A 20,585-nucleotide genomic window follows, 5' to 3' on the forward strand; every position below is an offset into this window, starting at 1 on the left:
ACTCAACACGATTTTTTGAAAGAATGATATAAAATATTGTGTCTCAATATTGAAATATCATTCTTTCTTTTCAACAGTTAACTTTTGACAACTTCTATAAATTAACATTAAGCTGAACGATTTTACAGTCGCAGAGGTTCAAAAAAATAGTGCTAAAAAAATTTAGGAGTGATTCGCTTATTCCCTGAAACTACTTTTTATGACCGGCAGTCTCGTCATCTTCAATGATGTTTTCTTCCAGAATTTGCACGAGCGTTTCTTTTGATAAACGCCGTTTAATTTCACCTTTCTGCGCTACCGAAACCGATCCTCTTTCTTCCGAAACTACGATACAAAGGGCATCGGTATTTTCGGTCATACCAACAGCTGCGCGGTGGCGAAGCCCCAAAGCTTTGTCGAGTTCCTTTTGGGTTAGCGGAAGAATACAGCCTGCTGCAACAATACGGTTTCCTTTAATAATTATAGCACCATCATGCAGTGGCGAATTCTTAAAAAATATTGTGCGAATAAGCGCCGATGATATTTTTGCATTGATCTTTTCGCCGGTATTTATTTGGTCGTTTAATTCGGATTCTTTAGCCACAACAATCAGCGCACCTGTTTTTGTTTTTCCCATCGACTGGCAGGCATCAACAATATTATCAATCTGTTGATGATTGATACTTTTAGTTCTTCCCTGGCTAAACAATTTATCGAGCATCAGAATTTTATTAACATTATAATTAGTGCCGATAAACACCAGAAACTTTCTGATCTCAGGGTGAAAAACAATAATAAGCGCCAGCACACCAACACCGATAAACTGCCCCATTATTGACCCTAACAACTCCATGTTCAGCGCTCTCACAATCAGCCAAACCAGGTAGAGTGAAAACAGACCGATTACAATATTAAAAGCTACCGTTCCTTTTATGAGACGGTAAAGCTGGTAGAGCAAAAATGCCACCAACAGAATATCGAGAATATCAAGAAATCTTATGGATATAAATGCAAGCATTAAATGATTGTTGCTTTAATTTCACAAAATATTTTTACGGCTTCAACCGCTTCTTTTACGTCGTGTACACGCAAAATGTCAGCCCCACCCATTAACGCCAGAGTGTTGGCCACCGTCGTGCCGTTCAACGCCGTTTCGGGTTGAGCATCAAGTGCCTTCCAAATCATCGATTTACGGCTTAATCCCACCATTACCGGCAACTGGTAAACTTTCAAGGCATCGAGTTTGTTCAGCAATTCATAATTGTGGTCAACCGTTTTCCCAAATCCAAAACCGGGATCAAGAATAACTTCTTTTACGCCCAGTTTATTCAGCTTTTTTACACGCTCTGCAAAATACTGCGCCACCTCCCGAATCAGGTCGTCGTATTGAGGATCTTCCTGCATATCTAACGGCGTGCCCTTTATATGCGACAAAATGTATGGAACCTGCAATTTTGCAACAGTTTCGAACATATTGCTATCAAGCGATCCACCTGAAATATCGTTAATGATTATTGGCCCAACTTCATCAATAACACGCACAGCAACCCACGAACGAAACGTATCTACCGAAAGTGCCACATCGGGAAAAGCCGCGTGAATGGCTTTTACTGCGGGCAACAAACGCGCCAGCTCCTCTTTTGTTGAAACCGTTTTCGACCCGGGACGCGTGGAAACCGCACCCACATCAATAATTCCGGCGCCATCGGCAACCATCTTTTCAACGGCCTTTAACATGGTGGCCTCATCTTCCATTTTTCCACCATCGAAAAACGAATCGGGCGTAATATTTACAATTCCGGCAACTACCGGAATGGATAAATCAACTTCCTTTTCGCCAAGATGTAATGTACTGTTTCGTTTTAGAAATTTACCCGCAGACTGCGTAATCAACATAAGAACTGAGCTTTTATGTTTAACAAATCATTAACTATCTATTTATTGTCGTTAACTACAAATGTAGAATAAAACAGGCCAAATTTGCCATTTTTTCCTACTTTTATCCGGCAATTTGAGCATACAAAAATACACAGAACTTAGCGATTTAAGCACAATTGGCTCAAGAAGAAGAAAAAAAGACACAAAATAATGGACAGAACAAACCAGCAATACGACCAGGTAATTTCAATATGCCGTAATATATTTTCGAAGAAAATGACCGATTACGGAACAGCATGGCGAATATTGCGTCCGACCTCGCTTACCGACCAGATTTACATTAAAGCACAGCGCATACGAAGCATTGAAGAAAAAGGTGTTGCAAAAGTTGACGAAGGTGTAAAACCCGAATTTATTGGTATTATAAACTACTGCATTATGGGATTGATCCAGCTGGAGCTGGGGCCGTCGGACAAGCAAGTGCCAAACGAAACCATCCAGGAGCTTTACGACAAGTATTTTAACGAAGCCAAAACGCTGATGATGGATAAAAACCACGATTATGGCGAGGCCTGGCGAAATATGCGCGTCAGTTCGTACACCGATCTGATTTTAATGAAAATACAACGCACAAAACAAATAGAGGATAATCAGGGGAAAACACTTATTTCGGAAGGAATTGATGCCAACTATATGGACATGATCAATTATTCGGTTTTTGCCATGATTAAAATTGAATTTGAAAACAACGAATAAACTCATCTTATGAATATTGTTAAGCAACTCGCACGAATTCTTTTTGGTATTGTTTTTATTTTCTCCGGATTTGTAAAAGGAATCGACCCCTGGGGATCGGCCTACAAATTTACCGACTACTTTAATGCCATGGGATTGGATTGGATGCTTTGGGCAGCATTTCCGCTGGGAGTTTTGCTGGCTTTTGCCGAATTTGCCATTGGTGTGGCCTTTTTCTTTAACTGGCGTATACGGTTATTTTCGTGGCTGGGCTTGTTATTTATGGCCTTTTTTACACCGTTAACACTGTGGATCGCACTAAAAAATCCGGTTACCGATTGCGGTTGTTTTGGCGATGCACTGGTAATCTCGAACTGGGAAACTTTTTATAAAAACCTGGTATTCATTACACTGGCAATTATTGTTGTTGTTAACCGAAACTGGTTTGCCGACAAAGTAAAAAGTATAGTTCCGGGAATACTGAGTATAGGTATTTTTATCGTTTACTTTGGTATAGTTTACCACTCGTACAACCACTTGCCAATTTTTGATTTCAGACCTTACAAAGTGGGAACAAACATTCCGGAAGCAATGAGTATTCCTGATGATGCGCCACAGGAAATCTACGAGAATATATTTTATTACAAGAACAAAAATACCGACGAGGTAAAAGAATTCACCGAAGAAAATTATCCGTGGCAAGACACCACTAACTGGGAATACCACGACATGGAATCGAATTTGGTGCAGGAAGGTTACGAACCGCCCATTCATGATTTTACCATTGAATCGCCCGAAGGAGATGACATAAAAGACTTTTTTATTTACGACGAAAATTATGTGTTTATGCTGGTGGCTTACGACCTGCATAAAACCAGCACCAAGTCGCAGGAAGAAATAAACACACTGGCGAATTGGGCAATGGATAAAGGGTATTCGTTTGTTTGCCTTACCTCTACACTGCAGGATGAAGCAATGGAATTTGCTGCGCAGAACGATGCGCCTTACGAGTTCTTTAATTGCGATGAAATTACCTTAAAAACAATGATTCGTTCGAACCCGGGATTAATTGTTATGAAAGACGGAACCATTCTTGATAAATGGCATTACAACGATATTCCTTCGCCCGAAGAGGTTGAGGCTGAATTTGAATAGAGAGTTGCAGTCACAGTTTGCAGTCGCAGTTATTGTTTGCTATTTTACAATTTAGCAATCTGCTTCAATCTTATATCAATCTCTATCAATCTTCTCTTAGCACAAAGTTCCACGAAGAGAAAGGAAAAACGTCATCGAGAAGAACAGTTTACAATTTAACAGTTTTGTTATTTAGCAATCACATTAAATCTCACCGCCTCAGTGCTCACTCTATTCATCTCAAACCAATCTCCATCAATCTCAAAAACCTGTCAGAGAAGCATTATCTTATGGAAGATAGCCTTGCTCTTCTTTCAGAGAATCACTATCAGATGTCAGCGCATCATTATCTTATGGGAGATAAACCCTCGCTGATGTTTTTTTACGATTATCTTCTTTTAGAGAAAAGCAACCGGAAGAAAGATGGCGTGTGTCTTATAAAAGAAGGAGACCGTATTACGTTTTGAAATGAATCGCTGCCGCTAGATGACTATAAACCTTTACCAGATAACCGTTATCTTACAGGCGATGAATAGGATCGGATATCAAGCCTCATGGCAAAAGTGTAAAGGAAAAAAGAAAAAGTTGAGCGTAGCGTCGGTAGCAAGAGTATAAAGTCCGGTATCCAGTATCCAGTATCTAGTATCAAGCCTCCAGCCTCTCATTCAACCAATTTTAAATAAACAAATAGTTAATAATATTTAAGCATTATTTTCAATGCCCCGCGAATCAATAATTTCGGTTAAATTTGTGATCGATTTTTGAAAACCGAATAAACTAAAATTCAATAATATGAGACAAAAGATAGTTGCAGGAAACTGGAAATGTAACACCACTTTACAAGAAGGTGTTGAGTTGGCAAAAGCTGTTGATGCCGTTGTAGCAAGCGAAGCTGCTGACGATGTGGTGGTTGTTTTGGGAACACCATTTACACACATTACAAAAGTAGTTGACACCGTAAATACCGACAGAATTGGTGTTGCTGCACAAAACTGTGCTGCTGAAGCAAAAGGCGCTTTCACTGGCGAAGTTTCTGCCGAGATGGTAAAATCAACAGGTGCTGAGTACGTAATTTTAGGTCACTCTGAGCGTCGTGAATACTATGGCGAAACAAGTGAAATCCTGAACAAAAAAGTTGCCCTTGCACTTGAAAACGGATTAACTCCGATCTACTGCTGTGGTGAAGCATTAGATATTCGCGAAGCCGGTACACACAACGAATATGTTGTTAACCAATTGGAAGAAACAGTATTCCAACTGTCAGCTGACGATTTCAAAAAAATCGTTATTGCTTACGAACCAATCTGGGCCATCGGTACTGGTGTAACTGCCAGCTCTGAGCAAGCACAAGATATGCACGCTAACATTCGCGCTGCAATTACCGCTAAATTTGGCGAAGAAGTTGCTGAAGGAACTTCAATCCTTTATGGTGGTAGCTGCAAACCAAGCAACGCAAAAGAATTGTTCGCCAACAAAGATGTTGACGGTGGTTTAATTGGTGGTGCTGCGTTAAAAGCTGAAGACTTCATCGGAATCATCAACGGTTTCTAAGGAAACTATCAAATTGCAAAATACATAAAAGCCATTTTCTGCACAGTCGGGAAATGGCTTTTTTGGTAACAATAATCTGGCACCTGCCATTTTAAATTCATATTTACTACATTTGTTCCCGGTCTTTCGAAACATCTGCCAGAGTCGCATTGTTATTCAAAGGATCGTGATCTTATTTGTTGAGTCAAATTTTTTGTTGCATGAAACGAGCAGGCAATACAGTACTCCCGGGAGGAGTATTTAAAAGCATGCGAGTTTTATACTACACTGCCAAAAGCAAACATTTTAACTGTATGAAAAAACTGGTATTATTAGTCATTCTGTTCACCTCATTATGCATTATCAGTTGTCATTCTTATAAAAATACGGAAGAAATAGCGTCATACACCTACCAGGAGAAAAAAATTGAAATGAGCGATGCCCTGCGGGTAAAAATTCCTGTTTGGGTGGAAGAAGGAAAAATCTGCTACGGCCTCGTAATACAGGTAACCAAAGGGGGAAAACCCATTTCGGGAAAACCAGCAAAAGCCAAAGTGGTTCATATTGATGAGAATTCGGTAAAAATGAAAGCCCTTGAAACGGTAATTCTTTACGAAGGACCAGACCGCAACTTGAAAGGAATAAACAAAGGCCAGGTTTGGGACGAAAAAGAAGGCGACCTTTACCACACGTTTGACAAAGCGGTTGAGGTGCTTGAGAAAATGGGCATTTATGGGGAGGAATAACTGCTCATCTCCTTTTCAAACATTGTTTATAATCATAACCAACCAATTTCTCAATCATCTTTATACTATTCGTTTTATACACGTAAATTCGTAATCGGTATAAAGTCAAATCGACAAGCTGAATATTGATTATATTTAAATTTTCACAGAGGAAAGTTAAATTCGTCATCGAAATGCATTCAAAAACTGTACATTCGTTTAATAATATGATAACAAAGAAAAATTACAGCAGAGGATAAAGAAGTCGTTATTGAATAGTAACTATGAACCAGACTTTAAAGCATATAATTACCCTCATAATTACCCTGCTACCTTTATATCTGCTTGCCCAAAATAATTATAATTTCTCCGGAGTAGTTCAAAACATAAAAACCAAGGAACACATTAGTCTGGTTGCCATCCAGCTAACAGAGCTGAATAGGTGGACAACATCTGATTTAAATGGAGAATTTAATTTTAATAATATTCCCAGTGGGAAATATACGATACAAGCTTCGTGTTTAGGTTATGAAAGCTATGAAAGTGCTGTTGAAATTAAACAGGATTCAGAAAACTATAAACTATATATGCTGGCAAGTTCGCTTGGTCTGGATGAAATAACCGTTGTTGCAAGTGAAAATACCAATTTAAGTTCATCGTCAACTATTGAAAATGCCGCTATTGAACATTCACAACCCACAAGTCTAACGGATATCATTCAATTAATACCGGGACAGATCTCGTTAAATCCCGATTTATCAAAAGCCAACCAGGTAACAATCAGGGATATAAACACCTACTCGGGTGAGGACAAAACCAGGCAGGCGAATGCCAATGATGCTCTGGGAACTGCAATAATTATTGATGGAACACCAATGGACAACGATGCGAATATGCAATCGTTAAATACAACCCGGCAGGGCCAATCAAGTGAATTTTCAACAGCAGGAGGAGGTGTCGATCTTCGTCAAATATCTACCGATTATATCGAATCGGTTGAGGTTATCCGCGGTATTCCCTCGGTACAATATGGAGATTTAACAAGCGGCGCCGTGCTGATAAAAACCAAATCAGGCAAAACGCCTTTTAAAGGAAAACTGAAAGCAGATCCTAAGATTAAGCAGGCAGCAATTTCAAAAGGATTTTTGCTAAAGGGCGAAAATAAAGGTGCCATAAATATCGACTTCGATATTACGCATTCATATGATGATCTGCGTAGGCCTGCAAGAAGTTATAAAAGACTAAACAGCCAGTTTGGCTACTCAAATACCTTGTTTAAGAAACAGAAGCCTCTCAGTATTAATTTTAAAGGAAACTATTTCCAGACAATCGACAATGAAAAGAAAGATCCTGATCAACGTCAACTGGAACGTCAGCGAGAAAAAGAATCAGGGGTAAATTTAAAATTATATGGAAAATGGTCGCTTCAGAAATGGTGGATTGGCAACATTACCTATAACTTTTCGGGTAGCTTTACACAACAGGATTTTTACAGCTATGCACTCAATTCAGCTCAGGCAACTCCTATCCCAACAACCTACACGGCAGGCATATACGAAGTGGACATTTTACCTTCAGAGTATTACTCTGAACTAAGCGTTGATGGGAAACCGTACAATTATTTTGCAACAGTAAAACTCGACTCAAGATTTAAGCTTGGAAGTATAAGCAACTCTGTTATGTATGGTTTAGATTGGCGGCAATCAGGTAACAATGGAAAAGGCAGACAGTACGATTTAAACCAGCCCCCACGAGATGCCATCACAACCCGTCCGCGGGCATTTAAAGATATTCCGGCAAGCAGAAAGCTGGCTCTCTTTGCTGAAGACAAAATTAATTTACCAATTGGCAACAACTCTTTGGAAACACAAATAGGAATACGTTACAATAACTTTCTTCCACAAGGTATATTCTCTACCAATGGATTTACATCGTTTGAACCACGAATTAATTTCGCTTACCATATTTCTCAAAACTTGACTATTAGAGGAGGCTTCGGAAAAACATCAAAAACTCCTACAATGTTGCACATGTATCCGGATGCCGCTTACATTGATAAATTGAGTTTTAATTATTCGCCGGAATTAGTTGTTTCAACAACAGAAATAATTGAAGACACTAGCAATCCTGATTTAAAACCGATGACAAATAACAAATATGAATTGGGAGCTGATTTCAATATTTATGGTACAAACGTTATCCTCACCGGGTTTCGCGAAAAAATCAGAAATGGCTTTGGTTGGGAAAACCAATACTTTGTAATGAATTACCGCAAATGGGATCAATTGGGTGAGGGATTTTTACCCGTATTTGAAAATGGAGAAATTACATACGAGGAAAATGGAGCGACCAATACCTTGGGCTACGAGCAAAAAAGTGTATTTGAAGAATTTAAAACTCCAAAAAATAACTACAGCGTCGACAAGAAAGGGATAGAATATGTTGTTAACTTTGGTCGCATAAACCCAGTTAAAACAGAACTCATGGTTGACGGGGCATATTACTACATAAAAAGATCAAGACATGCAGTTCCTGTGGTGGAAAGAATAACTTCTTCGTACCAGGGAGATTATTTCCCGTATTTATCTGTATTACCGGGCAACTCCGGAACCGTTTCTCAACGTTTAAATTCGAATTTCCAGACAATCACCCATATTCCTGAACTGAAAATGATCTTTTCACTCAACCTCCAAACGATTTGGATGAATAAGACTGAAAGTTTCTGGGAAAACAAATCCGGAACGCCTGTTGCCTATACCAGAGACGAAAATAACGACAAATTATACGGCCAGTTTCCTGCGGGAGAAATTATTTATATAGATCCGGTAGGTTTTTACGATATGGATATGCAATACCACGAATGGCAGGATAATTACTCGAATGAAGCTCCCTACTCAACAATGGTAGAGAAACGTGACGATGATTTTTATGACAAGGAATCGTATCCGATAAACTGGCAACTGAATTTAAAATTAACCAAGGAATTTGAAAAATTTGCGAAGTTGTCGTTTTTTGCATACAATGTGTTTAATCACCGACCATTATATAAAAATGAACGAAGTGGGTCTTATACCCGATTAAATCAAATTGCCTACTTCGGAGCAGACCTAACATTTAGCTTGTAAATATAAAGAACCGATTTATAAATCATATTATGAGAAAATTTGCACTTATATCCTTATGCTTACTAATGAGTTTATTAGTAATAAACTGCAAAGATGATGTTACACCCAGCTATATCATAACCGTAAAAGTAAATTACCCTGATGGTTTTACTGTTGCCAACTTCCCGTCAGATGTTGTTGTAACGGCAACCAACACCAATAATACAAGAACCACGACGGTTACAGCCGCGTCCGACGGTTATGCCATTTTTGAATTGGTTGAAGGTAACTACAATTTTACGGCAAGTTTTGCTGTTAACGGCAACGATGGGGAGGAATATATTTTTAACGGCATAATATCCAACTATTCTTTAATTTCCGAGTCTACCGCTACAATGAACCTGGTTTTAGCAGATAATACAGGTGGTTTTATTTTCAAAGAAATCTATTATGCAGGGTCATTAACTGTTGAAGACAAAGGATATTATTCCGATCAGTTTTTTGAAATTTACAACAATTCAGGAGATACCTTATACGCCGATGGTTTATGTATTGCCGTTCATGAAACTACCACAACCTCATCACCAACCTCATGGGTTGACGATAATGGCGAATTACTTGATAGAATCCCCCTAACGTTTCACACATGGATTGTTCCGGGAAATGGAATGGAACATCCTGTTCTTCCGGGAGAAAGTTTTATTATTGCTCAGGATGGAATTGACCATCAAACTGATGAAATCGGCAATCCCAATTCTCCAGTCAACCTGGGAAACGCCGACTGGGAAACTTATGTTGAATCGTCGGGTAAAGACCTGGATGCTTCTGCAGTATCGAATTTGACATTGGTGTATGCAACAAGTACAACGATGTATGATTGGACTGCTTCCAGTTTAGGTCCGGCCATAGTAATTTTCAGACTGCCTTCCAATAACTGGGAAAATTACGTTTCGGATGCAAACAATTTTATGGCAAAACCAGGAAGTACAAGAACCACTGAGTACCTCATGATTGACAAATCATTTGTTGTTGATGCAGTGGAATGTGCCCGATTTGATGCTGAAGAGATCTACAAACGTCTCCCTGCCGAATTAGATGCCGGATATACCTATATTGAAGCGAGTAACAAATCTTCGTTATCCGTTCGCCGTAAAGCCAAAATGATTATCGGTGACCGCGTAATTTATAAAGACACCAATAATTCTTCGGAAGATTTTCTGCATGATTTAACACCAACTCCGGGAGTAAATCCAACAAGTGCAGACGAATAAAAAAGGCATAACAGTAATCAACTGCCACAACCTACAGCTCGAACTTTTAATGTTTCGATTAAGATGACTAAACTTCAGATTGCACTTATTCTGTCTTTATCCTTTTTAACAGCAGAAAGAGGATTAGCGAATAGTGTGCAAAAGGATAGTACTTATTCGTTCCATTTATTAAAACTTTTCACACTAAAAAACCAATGGCTTGGTAGCGGAAATATAGCTGGCTTAACATTTAATGCAAACCAAAACATCGGGGAAGTTTTCGGGGAGTATAAATTGGCAGATGGAGATAGCAAAAGAGTACGGGAGGCTTCTCATATAGATAACTACTCGCTTTCTACTGAGAGTTACCTGGTAATAAACGATACCTATTTCTTTGGGAAATTAGCCTACCAAAATAGTGACGAAACGGGGAATTTATATACCGGGCTTTTTAATCCATACAGAGGGAATCCTTATATAATTGGAGATTCTATTCCCGGAGCCAATATTCATAAAGAAAGTTTTAACCTTTCTGGGGGTGTTGCAAAAAAACTAACGGATAATTTGTCGTTTGGTCTTTTAGCAGATTACCATATCGGAAAAAGTGCAAAACAAAAAGATCCACGACCACGAACTGTGATTACCGACTTTTCTCTTCATCCATCAATTATCATTCATTTTCCAACTAATAATCTGGGTTTTGACCTGGCCTATCGAAACAAAAAAGAAGATATTGATTACCTACAGGTGGTAACAAACGATCCCGACCCAACCTATTTTATGTTTAAAGGAATGGGATTTTACTCTTCGGAAACAGGAGAAACAAAATCACGATTCTTTAATCAAAATAGTATATCAGCCGGAGTACAGCTTGACACAAAACTTAGTGAATTTAGCTCATTAACAGAAATCAGAGCAACTTACAGCAAAGAAATTACAGAAGACGGAACAACCACAATAAAAAAAGCGGATGCCGGCGATTGGAAAACGTTTACAATTGAGCTCAATCAGCAGTTTACCAAATACACTCAATCGGCCATACAGAAAATTACCTTTGGCTCCTCGTATTTCAATGGAGACGGAATAGAATACATACAGGATGCCATTTTAAATGACGACAATCAAACAGAATACATTACCTTATCTAAAAATCTAAAACTGAACCGGAAAGAGTTTGATGCCACTTTAGAATATAAGTTTTTAAAGCTTTACAACCACGAACAAATTAACTGGGAAAGCCGTGTTTACGCCCATTACAAGTTAAAAACGGAAAAGTATTATTACATTCCTGAAATTTTTAATGCCGATTATGCGAACATTGAGCTTGGCGTAAATTTTGAAAAAGACTTTTACTTTGGAAAAATGTGTTTTGCTCCCGGGCTTCAACTAAATTATCGTCACAATCTTGATCAGGAATTAAACCTTTCAAACGACGAAACAATTACCCGCCGGCAAAACAAACAGCTTTACATACATGATTTTGAATACGACACAGCCGATTTTATAAATATTTCTCCTCGAATAAATTGTACATACAAGTTGCCAAAATCGGAAAATATTGACGAACTATTTTTAAAAATAAGATACGAATTCCGGGAAGTTATCAATTCAAATGAAAACATTGGAATCTTAACTGCAAAACTTGGCTTTATGTTTTAACAGAAGTAAACGTACTCAGATGAATGTAATTGAATGTAAAAACCTAACCCATTACTACGGCAAAAAGCTGGTTTACGAAAAACTGAGTTTTAACGTAAAGGAAGGAAGTATTCTGGGGCTTTTAGGCAAAAACGGAACGGGCAAAACCACTACCATTAATATTTTAAATGGCTTTCTGCACCCCCAAAACGGAGAATGCCTGATTTACGGAGAAAACACGCAAAACCTATCGCCGCAAAACAAGGCGCGCATTGGTTTTCTTATCGAAGGGCACGTTCAGTATGCGTTTATGAACATACATCAAATCGAGAAATTTTATTCGAAATTCTACCCGAAATGGGATAACGCCCCCTACTGGCAACTCATGTCGAAACTTCAGGTTTCGCCAAAGCAAAAAATCGCCACAATGTCGTGCGGACAGCGTTCGCAAGTGGCACTCGGACTTATTTTGGCGCAGGATCCCGACCTACTTATTCTCGACGATTTTTCAATGGGGCTCGATCCCGGTTATCGTCGCCTTTTTATCGATTACCTGCGCGAATATGCCAAAGAAAAGAACAAAACCATTTTTACCACTTCGCACATTATTCAGGATATGGAACGACTGATCGACGATTTGCTGATAATGGATTTTAACCGTGTGTTGGCGCAACGCGATGTAAAATCGTTTATGCAGGAGTTTAAACAGTTTTACCTGGAGCTTGATGATCCGTCAGTCGATATTTCAAATGAGGATTTTGTAATAAATAGCGAGAAAGTGAGCAACAAGTTGGAATTATATACTTACGAGTCGGAAGATACGATTCTGAACTTCCTGAAAAATAACGGAATTGCACATAAAAACTTTAGGCAGGTAAAAATGGGTTTGGAAGATGCATTTATTGGCCTAACCGGAAAATATTAGCAAAATGTGGAAATCGATACTATATAAAGAATGGCTAAAAATCAGATGGTTTGCATTTATTTATGCGGCTCTTGGTATTTTGGTTGTTGGAAACATATTTCTTAAAGTTCAGCATGATTTTGAATTCAGCCAGGCAGAAAACTATTGGTATAGCATCCTTTTTCAGGGAAATCAGTTTTACGAATACAGCTTATTCAAATTTGTGCCCCTTTTGGGAGCCCTGGTAATTGCACTTGCCCAGTATTTCCCCGAAACCGTAAACAAACGAATTAAGCTCACGTTTCATTTGCCGCTTAACGAAAACAAAGCATTGCTGGCGATGATGTTGTTCGGTGCCTTTTGCCTGTTGGCAATTGCTGCGGTTCTGGTTGTACTTTTTACCGGCCTGAGCGGGATGTATTTTCCTTCCGAAATTATTCAATCAGCCTTAATCTCAGTAGCTCCCTGGTTTTTATGCGGTTTTACCGTTTATTTCCTAACTGCATTAATAGTATTGGAGCCGGTGTGGAAATATCGTTTTTTATACCTTTTGGTAGCCGCCACTCTTGTGCCCATCTACCTTCAAACAGCCGCTGCAAGAGCCTACTCTCCTGCCCTTCCGCTGTTAATTGTGTTTACAGTTCTGTTATCTGTTGCCTTGTTATTTTCGGGATACCGGTTTAGAAAAGGAGAAATGTAATATGGTAAAAATCAGCAGATATATTTTAGTTTTTACAGCCATTATTGGTTTGTCGGTTGTACTGCCTCAATTTTACAGGATGGCTTTTGAAAAACCAACCAAAACTCCTTTAATACAATACAGCTGTATCGACCATGACTTTATGATCTTCCGACCGGATGCTGACGATAAATGGACAAACCGTGAAGGAACAAAACTAACGCGTGAGGCCTACGAAAAGAAGTTACCGCTGATGTACACACGTCAATTGGTAATGGATGGAACAATGCCCGATTCTATAAACGGACAAAAAATAAACATCCAGCACACCGGAATTTTTCGCTCAATCTTCCGGATAACACCCGATGAAATTCATGCCCCAAAACCCAAACTATATCCTTTGTTTGAATCGAAATCGGGCCGCGCAAACCTGGAAATGCCCGGCGACTTTTTCCGCATCACCTGGCGCATGGAATTCATCGATGCCAAAAGCAACAAAATTCTTGAAGAGAAAAGCCGGATGTTCTCGGCCGTTCTTTATAACCGGGGTTTTAAATTCCCCGCAAAATCGATAAACGGTATTCCAACCACCCGAAAATCGTGCGACGAAGGTTATCTGGTTATCGATTCAGCCAACCAGCTATTTCATGTAAAAATGGCCAAAGGCGTACCTTTTGTCCGAAAAGTTGATCTTCCCGGGGAAATGAAGTTCAAAACCATTCAGTGTGTTGATTTTAGCGACCAACTTTATTACGCCTATTTATTTACCGAAAATAATGAGTTGTACGTGCTGACACCATACGATTATATGCTGGAAAAATTTGAGGTAGATGATATTAATCCGGATGAATACGAGATCAGAATCTACGGCGATTATTTTAATTTCAACGTTATAACAATTGGCAGCGGGTTTATCAGAACGCAGGTTTTAAACCGCGACCATAACAAGGTTGATGAATATACTGAAACCCGCCCGACTTACCAATCAAGCTCCGAGGGAAAACTTGCACAGTTTCTGTTTCCGGCCGAGTTAAAAATCACGGATGATAAATCCAGCTTTGTAAATTTCTTCCTGACAGTGAGTCAATCGTATTGGTGGCTAATTTTTAGTCTTGTTCTAATTGCCGGGCAATACTTCATTATCCGCCTACAAAAGAAAAAAATCAGAGCCGAAATTATTGACCTGATAATTATTGCCTTTACAGGAATATTCGGTTTTATCGCCGTAAATATCTTTCCCAATAAATTTATCGATTAAAGAAGAAGCAATCTTCCCGAAACAAGCGTCGGTGGCCGTTTTTTTATACCTTCGCCACAAATATCAAACAAATGGATTACCAAAAAATAAGTATTCAAATTAGCCCTTTTCAAGAGTGGTTACGCGACGTTTTAAATGCGCAACTTGCCGAAATTGGTTTCGATAGTTTTGTGGAAACCGAAACCGGATTCGATGCATTTATTCCGGCAACTTTATACGCTGAAGAAAGTATGAATGAAGTTCTGGAAGGTTTCTCCGGCGATTTTTCTTTTGATGTAAAATCGGAGCTTATCGCCGATCAGAACTGGAATGAAGAGTGGGAAAAAAACTATTTCAAGCCCTTGGTAATTGGCGGCGAGTGTATGATCCGGGCACCGTTTCATACCGAATATCCCCACGCGAAATACGAAATTGTAATTGAGCCCAATATGGCTTTTGGTACCGGAAACCACGAAACCACAGCCACAATAATCGAGTCGATTCTGCAAAACGATTTAAGCGGCAAAACTATACTCGACATGGGCTGCGGCACCGGAATTCTCAGCATTTTGGCATCAATGAAAGGTGCCAAACAAATTACTGCCATCGACATCGATAAATGGTCGTACCAAGGAACATGCGAAAATGCGGCGTTGAATAACATCACAAACATTGATGCAAAACTGGGAGATGCCAGCCTGCTCGGAAATGAAAAGTTCGATTTGATTTTTGCCAACATTCATAAAAATGTTTTGCTGAACGATATGGAATCTTATCACAAAGTACTGAACGATGGCGGCACATTGATTATGAGTGGTTTTTATACCGAAGACATTAAAGATATTAAATCAAAAGCAGAATCGCTGGGCATGAAAGATGCCGGTTTTGTGGAGAAAAATAACTGGGTAGCTCATTCGTTTTTAAAACCAGATTGATGGAGATTGAAAATAGATTGATGGAGATTGAATACAGATTGATTAAAGATTGACAGTTTTAACTTTTGCCTTTTTACTTTCTACTTTTAACTTAAATGTCATGCAAGACCTTTTTAATTACTTTGTGAAACGCAGCAATTCGTTGCATGAGAAAGAGGTTCCAAAATCGATCACCGGCAGATTAAAAAAACTCAATCGGAAGGATAGAGAGGCATTAAAAAAGATGCTGATAGACAAGGGCAAAGAGCTGGAAACATCGGGCCACAAGCATGTTATTTCGTGGTTAGAAACCTGCATCACACTTATTAACGCGCATGCATTTCACTTTAACCGGGTATTTTTCAGTCCGGGAAACGACATAAAAAATGAGATAAAAACACTGCTCGATCACGCCACACAAACCGTTGACCTTTGCATTTTTACCATTACCGACAACGAGCTGGCGCGTAAAATAATTTCCTGCCATAAACGTGGGGTAAAAGTACGTATCATTACCGACGATGAAAAAATGGAGGATAATGGTTCGGAAATCGCACAGCTTGCCAAAGCCAGAATCCCGACAAAAATTGATCATTCGCATTACCACATGCACAACAAGTTTGGCATTATCGACAATAAAATTGCCATAACCGGCAGTTTTAACTGGACTTACTCCGCCACCAAACACAACCACGAAAACCTGGTGGCAACCACAAAATTTGAGATCGTTAAACAATACGAAGAAGAATTCAACCGCCTCTGGAAACAATTGTTTGAACTTCAGGAACTGAAATAATCAGTGAAATTATTTGCGCGGAACCGCTTCGTGACGTGGAAACTCCCACACTTCAAGGTCGCGAATATCTTTTCCGTCGATAACAAAACGCATTGCCGTGCACACTTTATGAAAACCTTTGTAACCCGCAGCTCCGGGGTTCATATGCAAACAGTTAAGTTTGTGGTCGAAAATAACCTTTAAAATATGCGAATGCCCGCTAATAAACAGATTGGGCGGCTTGCGGTAAATTTCAGGTGTTACATAGCGCTCGTAACGCCCCGGGTAACCGCCAATATGCGTCATCCAAACATCCACATTCTCGCATTTAAAACGCTGATGCATCGGATGAACAACACGCACATCCTGCCCGTCGATGTTTCCGTAAACACCTCTCAAAGGTTTAAATTCAGCCAAGCGATCTGCCGTTTCTATATTTCCAAAATCGCCGGCATGCCAAATTTCATCCACCTGATCGAAAAAAGTAAATATACGCTCGTGAATAAATCCGTGTGTGTCCGATAACAGTCCAATTCGTCTCATTAAAATTTGTCTTATTGCTACAAATTAAGTTAAATTTGTTTTTACAACTTCTACAGCTTAATTAAAAACCGAATTTACCTTTTATAATTCAGTTTTGGCCGGGAAGATTCATACTAATAAAAGAACACGATGATTACAATTGTAGCCAAATTTATAGTACAAAAAGAACAGGAATCAACATTTTTGAAACTCGTTGAAGAATTGGGAAAAGCATCGCGCGCCGAGGATGGGAACATTGAATACGTGCTGCATAAAAAAGTGGACGATCCCTTAACTTATTGCCTTATTGAGAAATGGAAAGATCAGGCGGCGATCGATTTTCACAACAATACCCCGCACTTTACCGGTACCGTACCTAAAATTGGAGCATTGGCAGAAGTGAGCATTGACCTTTACGAACCGGTATAAAAGAGGCTAACCAGACCGCTGCCGTAAAGTATCGGTGCCGGTCGTTAATTTATACAGATGAAACAAGTAGTAATCGTTCGACATGGCAAAGCCGTACCTTACGGGTACGAAGATGATTTTACACGCGACCTGCGTGAACGTGGTAAAAACGACGCAAAACTGGTAAGTCAGGATCTGAAAAAACTGGGAATAGTTCCGGATACCATTATTTCAAGCCCTGCCAAACGCGCGTTTAAAACGGCAATGATCTTTGCCGAAAACCTCGACTTCAAACGCCAGGACATTATTACTGTTGAGGACATATACGACGGGCTTACCACCGACGAATTTCTGGAGCTGATACACAAACTGCCACCCAGTTCAAATACGGTTTTCTTTTTTGGGCATAATCCGGGCTTTTATTACTACGTATGTAATTTACTCGAAGAGTTTTACAGCGACATGCCAACCACATCAACCGTTGGAATAAACTTCGCTGTTGAAAACTGGGACCAGGTAGAAGCGCGAAGCGGAAAACTGGCTTTTCATCTTGTTCCACGTATGTTTAAATAGCCGTGTCCTCATTACTTTTTAAACTTTAGTTTACTTAAATCACTGAAACTTCCTGTTATTACTTAATTATATTTTCTAAATTAGCATTGCTTTTACGTAACTTTTCAATGCTATATTCCAATCAGTCAGTATTTTGGATTGAATTGCTTATATAGAATGGAGAAATCGACAAAAAAACTCAAACTACAAGAAGAAATTGTTGTTAGGAATGACATACAATGTAAACAGAAAATAGGATAAAACATGGATGAATTTTTGGCCGCAAGAATGCAAATGGCCGTTTCGTTAGGATTTCACATCGTATTTGCCTGCATAGGAATGGTAATGCCGTGGTTTATGTTTGTTGCCGAATGGAAATGGCTGCGAACAAAAAATCCGGTTTATCTCGATCTGGCAAAAGCCTGGGCAAAAGGTGTGGCAATATTTTTTGCCGTTGGTGCCGTTTCCGGTACCGTATTATCATTTGAATTAGGGATGTTATGGCCCACATTCATGAAGCACGCCGGGCCCATTTTCGGGATGCCCTTTTCGTGGGAAGGAACAGCTTTTTTTGTGGAAGCCATCGCCCTGGGATTATTCCTTTACGGCTGGAAACGCCTGAACAAATGGGTTCACCTCTACACCGGAATGGTTGTAGGAATTTCAGGTGTGCTTTCAGGAATTTTTGTGGTTTCGGCCAACGCCTGGATGAATGCTCCTTCGGGATTCGACTGGATTAACGGACAAGCTTTTAACATCGATCCGGTAAAAGCCATGTTCAACAAAGCATGGTTTTCGCAGGCACACCACATGACCATTGCAGCCTTTTCGGCAACCGGATTTGCAGTGGCCGGAGTGCACGCTGTTCTATACATGAAAAACAAGCTGGAGATTCACGCCAAAGCCATAACCATAGCACTGGCATTTGCATCTGTGGCTGCTGTTCTTCAACCTTTAAGTGGCGATTTGGCTGCTAAAAATGTTGCCAAACTGCAACCGGCAAAACTGGCTGCTTTCGAGTCGCATTTTAAAACAGAGGAAAAAGCAGCACTGATTATCGGCGGAATTCCCGACGTTGAAAACCGCGAAGTAAAATACGCCATTAAACTGCCCGGATTCCTGAGTTTCCTGGCGCACGGCGATTTTAACGCCGAAGTAAAAGGACTGGAAGAATTTCCGGAAGAAGAATGGCCACCGGTACCAATTACCCACTATTCGTTTCAATTGATGGTAGGGATTGGGATGTTTTTAATGCTGATTGCCGCCCTGTTTTTTGCCGGAACCTACAAATGGAAACACTGGCTGGAGAAAAAATGGTGGCTTCGTTTGCTGGCCATTGCAACTCCGCTCGGGTTTATTGCCGTTGAAGCCGGCTGGATCGTTACCGAGGTGGGACGCCAGCCCTGGATCATTTACGGCATTATGAAAACAGAAGATTCGTTAACGCCAATGCCGGGCATCCAGTACACTTTTTACACCATAAGTGTGGTTTACATCATACTAACTTTTGTGGTTACCTGGCTGTTGAGCCGCCAAATAAAACTATTACAATCAAAATATCTGAAAAATGGCTGAAGCTAATCTCATTATACTGGTTATTTGTTTACTGCTTTATGTTTTACTTGGAGGCGCCGATTTTGGCGGCGGTATTCTCGAACTTTTATCAAGAGGTAAAGCATCAAAAATTGTGTCGCGGGCCATTGCGCCGGTTTGGGAAGCCAACCACGTGTGGCTCATTCTGGTAGTTGTAATCCTGTTTGTTGGGTTTCCATCGGTTTATTCCACCGTTCTTACGGCTTTGCACATTCCGGTGTTGCTGGTGTTGCTCGGCATTATTGCCCGCGGATCGGCATTTACATTCCGCCATTACGATATTGATGAAAAAACGCCGAAAGCAATTTATTCGGCCATATTTCGCTACTCCAGTGTTTTCACAACATTCTTTTTAGGCGTTACGGTTGGAGGGCTGATTTTGGGCGAAATCTCAATGGACTATCAACTTGGATTTTATACTGTTTACATTCACCCGTGGCTTAACTGGTTTTCGGTAAGCATGGGTTTGTTTATGGTGCTGTTGTTTGCCTTTCTGGCGGGTATTTTTACCGTTAGCGAAATCGATGACAAAGACTACATCATTTATTTTACACGCATGACCAAACGCTTGTTAATCTCGTTGGTTGTAATGGGAGCAATTGTGTTTGCAACGGCAAAAGTTGCCGGTCATCCACTGTTGAAAGACTTTATAAATTCACCGATAAGCGTAGCTTGTATTGTAATAGCCACACTGGCATTGCCGGCGTTCTGGTATTTTTTGAATAAGAACAAAGGCAACTGGTTGCGGTTAACTGCCGGGCTTCAAACTACGCTGATTGTTACCGGATGGTTTGCCATTCAGTTTCCGGTGCTGGTGAAAACAAATAGCGGCCACGATATTACCATTCAGGCCGCAAAGGCACCCGAGCAAGTGCAGCTATTCTTATTGATTGCATTAGTAGTTGGTGTACTGATTATTTTCCCTGCAATGGGATTTTTATATAAGACATTTAAGTTTAGCGAAGAGCCGGAATCGTAAATTCACCATACTGTTTGTTCCTGACATCATTGTTTCTACAAAATCAGAA

General features: G+C 39.8%; 19 protein-coding genes. 16 read left to right on the top strand and 3 right to left on the bottom strand.

Annotation, left to right across the window (positions count from 1 at the left end; all coding sequences use genetic code 11):
• Positions 1-190: 190 nt before the first annotated feature.
• Positions 191-997, bottom strand: coding sequence for a diadenylate cyclase CdaA (cdaA, locus tag BMW53_RS16425; protein WP_038562887.1), 807 nt, complete (start codon positions 995-997; stop codon positions 191-193).
• A complete protein-coding gene (gene folP / locus BMW53_RS16430; protein ID WP_038562889.1) occupies positions 997-1,875 on the bottom strand; it encodes a dihydropteroate synthase in 879 nt (292 codons plus the stop codon). The genes cdaA and folP overlap by 1 nt, the downstream gene beginning before the upstream one ends.
• 192 nt (positions 1,876-2,067) lie before the next feature.
• Between folP and BMW53_RS16435 the strand changes: the two genes are divergently transcribed.
• The 12 genes from BMW53_RS16435 (at position 2,068) to BMW53_RS16495 (ending at position 16,503) form a co-directional block, all read left to right on the top strand.
• The gene (locus BMW53_RS16435) at positions 2,068-2,613 is read left to right on the top strand and encodes a DUF1599 domain-containing protein (protein ID WP_038562891.1); all 546 of its coding nucleotides are present in this window, start codon (positions 2,068-2,070) and stop codon (positions 2,611-2,613) included.
• Positions 2,614-2,622: 9 nt separating this feature from the next.
• Positions 2,623-3,747 carry a BT_3928 family protein gene (locus BMW53_RS16440; RefSeq protein WP_051568087.1) on the top strand — a complete coding sequence of 375 codons (1,125 nt, stop codon included), beginning with the start codon at positions 2,623-2,625 and terminating at the stop codon, positions 3,745-3,747.
• 771 nt (positions 3,748-4,518) lie between these two features.
• On the top strand, positions 4,519-5,277 hold the full coding sequence (gene tpiA, locus BMW53_RS16450) for a triose-phosphate isomerase (RefSeq protein ID WP_038562893.1): 759 nt from the start codon (positions 4,519-4,521) through the stop codon (positions 5,275-5,277).
• A 293-nt stretch (positions 5,278-5,570) separates the two neighbouring features.
• Entirely contained in the window at positions 5,571-6,002 is a 432-nt protein-coding gene (locus BMW53_RS16455) for a hypothetical protein (RefSeq protein ID WP_139178218.1), read from the top strand.
• A gap of 263 nt (positions 6,003-6,265) precedes the next feature.
• Complete coding sequence (locus tag BMW53_RS16460) at positions 6,266-9,106, top strand: TonB-dependent receptor (RefSeq protein ID WP_038562898.1); 2,841 nt, start codon at positions 6,266-6,268, stop codon at positions 9,104-9,106.
• A 65-nt stretch (positions 9,107-9,171) separates the two neighbouring features.
• Positions 9,172-10,356, top strand: a complete 1,185-nt coding sequence (locus tag BMW53_RS16465) for a DUF4876 domain-containing protein (protein WP_038562901.1) — start codon at positions 9,172-9,174, stop codon at positions 10,354-10,356.
• A 63-nt stretch (positions 10,357-10,419) separates the two neighbouring features.
• Positions 10,420-11,994: a DUF6850 family outer membrane beta-barrel protein gene (locus tag BMW53_RS16470; RefSeq protein ID WP_038562914.1), complete on the top strand. Its 1,575-nt coding sequence runs from the start codon at positions 10,420-10,422 to the stop codon at positions 11,992-11,994.
• A 19-nt stretch (positions 11,995-12,013) separates the two neighbouring features.
• Entirely contained in the window at positions 12,014-12,898 is an 885-nt protein-coding gene (locus tag BMW53_RS16475; protein WP_038562917.1) for an ABC transporter ATP-binding protein, read from the top strand.
• Positions 12,899-12,902: 4 nt separating this feature from the next.
• Positions 12,903-13,577: a hypothetical protein gene (locus tag BMW53_RS16480; protein WP_038562920.1), complete on the top strand. Its 675-nt coding sequence runs from the start codon at positions 12,903-12,905 to the stop codon at positions 13,575-13,577.
• A 79-nt stretch (positions 13,578-13,656) separates the two neighbouring features.
• A complete protein-coding gene (locus BMW53_RS16485) occupies positions 13,657-14,814 on the top strand; it encodes a DUF4857 domain-containing protein (RefSeq protein ID WP_175463514.1) in 1,158 nt (385 codons plus the stop codon).
• Positions 14,815-14,885: 71 nt separating this feature from the next.
• Positions 14,886-15,728: a 50S ribosomal protein L11 methyltransferase gene (gene prmA, locus BMW53_RS16490; protein WP_038562923.1), complete on the top strand. Its 843-nt coding sequence runs from the start codon at positions 14,886-14,888 to the stop codon at positions 15,726-15,728.
• Positions 15,729-15,828: 100 nt separating this feature from the next.
• Entirely contained in the window at positions 15,829-16,503 is a 675-nt protein-coding gene (locus BMW53_RS16495) for a phospholipase D-like domain-containing protein (RefSeq protein WP_051568090.1), read from the top strand.
• A 9-nt stretch (positions 16,504-16,512) separates the two neighbouring features.
• Here BMW53_RS16495 and BMW53_RS16500 read toward each other — a convergent pair whose 3' ends face one another.
• The gene (locus BMW53_RS16500; RefSeq protein WP_038562926.1) at positions 16,513-17,025 is read right to left on the bottom strand and encodes a metallophosphoesterase family protein; all 513 of its coding nucleotides are present in this window, start codon (positions 17,023-17,025) and stop codon (positions 16,513-16,515) included.
• A gap of 129 nt (positions 17,026-17,154) precedes the next feature.
• Between BMW53_RS16500 and BMW53_RS16505 the strand changes: the two genes are divergently transcribed.
• The 4 genes from BMW53_RS16505 (at position 17,155) to BMW53_RS16520 (ending at position 20,536) form a co-directional block, all read left to right on the top strand.
• A complete protein-coding gene (locus BMW53_RS16505) occupies positions 17,155-17,433 on the top strand; it encodes a putative quinol monooxygenase (RefSeq protein WP_038562928.1) in 279 nt (92 codons plus the stop codon).
• A gap of 57 nt (positions 17,434-17,490) precedes the next feature.
• On the top strand, positions 17,491-17,985 hold the full coding sequence (locus BMW53_RS16510) for a SixA phosphatase family protein (protein ID WP_038562931.1): 495 nt from the start codon (positions 17,491-17,493) through the stop codon (positions 17,983-17,985).
• Between the two features lie 243 nt (positions 17,986-18,228).
• Complete coding sequence (locus tag BMW53_RS16515; RefSeq protein ID WP_038562934.1) at positions 18,229-19,539, top strand: cytochrome ubiquinol oxidase subunit I; 1,311 nt, start codon at positions 18,229-18,231, stop codon at positions 19,537-19,539.
• Positions 19,532-20,536, top strand: a complete 1,005-nt coding sequence (locus BMW53_RS16520) for a cytochrome d ubiquinol oxidase subunit II (RefSeq protein ID WP_038562936.1) — start codon at positions 19,532-19,534, stop codon at positions 20,534-20,536. The genes BMW53_RS16515 and BMW53_RS16520 overlap by 8 nt, the downstream gene beginning before the upstream one ends.
• The last annotated feature ends 49 nt before the right edge of the window (positions 20,537-20,585 follow it).

Source organism: Draconibacterium orientale (genome assembly GCF_900111425.1).
GTDB classification, from domain to species: domain Bacteria; phylum Bacteroidota; class Bacteroidia; order Bacteroidales; family Prolixibacteraceae; genus Draconibacterium; species Draconibacterium orientale.

Coding starts and splice junctions, on each gene's coding strand:
- BMW53_RS16520 (WP_038562936.1), top strand. CDS start 19,532: ATGGCTGAAGCTAATCTCATTATACTGGTTATTTGTTTACTGCTTTAT.
- cdaA (WP_038562887.1), bottom strand. CDS start 997: ATGCTTGCATTTATATCCATAAGATTTCTTGATATTCTCGATATTCTG.
- BMW53_RS16515 (WP_038562934.1), top strand. CDS start 18,229: ATGGATGAATTTTTGGCCGCAAGAATGCAAATGGCCGTTTCGTTAGGA.
- BMW53_RS16435 (WP_038562891.1), top strand. CDS start 2,068: ATGGACAGAACAAACCAGCAATACGACCAGGTAATTTCAATATGCCGT.
- BMW53_RS16500 (WP_038562926.1), bottom strand. CDS start 17,025: ATGAGACGAATTGGACTGTTATCGGACACACACGGATTTATTCACGAG.
- BMW53_RS16475 (WP_038562917.1), top strand. CDS start 12,014: ATGAATGTAATTGAATGTAAAAACCTAACCCATTACTACGGCAAAAAG.
- BMW53_RS16470 (WP_038562914.1), top strand. CDS start 10,420: ATGACTAAACTTCAGATTGCACTTATTCTGTCTTTATCCTTTTTAACA.
- BMW53_RS16480 (WP_038562920.1), top strand. CDS start 12,903: ATGTGGAAATCGATACTATATAAAGAATGGCTAAAAATCAGATGGTTT.
- BMW53_RS16510 (WP_038562931.1), top strand. CDS start 17,491: ATGAAACAAGTAGTAATCGTTCGACATGGCAAAGCCGTACCTTACGGG.
- BMW53_RS16465 (WP_038562901.1), top strand. CDS start 9,172: ATGAGTTTATTAGTAATAAACTGCAAAGATGATGTTACACCCAGCTAT.
- BMW53_RS16455 (WP_139178218.1), top strand. CDS start 5,571: ATGAAAAAACTGGTATTATTAGTCATTCTGTTCACCTCATTATGCATT.
- prmA (WP_038562923.1), top strand. CDS start 14,886: ATGGATTACCAAAAAATAAGTATTCAAATTAGCCCTTTTCAAGAGTGG.
- BMW53_RS16460 (WP_038562898.1), top strand. CDS start 6,266: ATGAACCAGACTTTAAAGCATATAATTACCCTCATAATTACCCTGCTA.
- BMW53_RS16505 (WP_038562928.1), top strand. CDS start 17,155: ATGATTACAATTGTAGCCAAATTTATAGTACAAAAAGAACAGGAATCA.
- tpiA (WP_038562893.1), top strand. CDS start 4,519: ATGAGACAAAAGATAGTTGCAGGAAACTGGAAATGTAACACCACTTTA.
- BMW53_RS16495 (WP_051568090.1), top strand. CDS start 15,829: ATGCAAGACCTTTTTAATTACTTTGTGAAACGCAGCAATTCGTTGCAT.
- BMW53_RS16485 (WP_175463514.1), top strand. CDS start 13,657: ATGGCTTTTGAAAAACCAACCAAAACTCCTTTAATACAATACAGCTGT.
- BMW53_RS16440 (WP_051568087.1), top strand. CDS start 2,623: ATGAATATTGTTAAGCAACTCGCACGAATTCTTTTTGGTATTGTTTTT.
- folP (WP_038562889.1), bottom strand. CDS start 1,875: ATGTTGATTACGCAGTCTGCGGGTAAATTTCTAAAACGAAACAGTACA.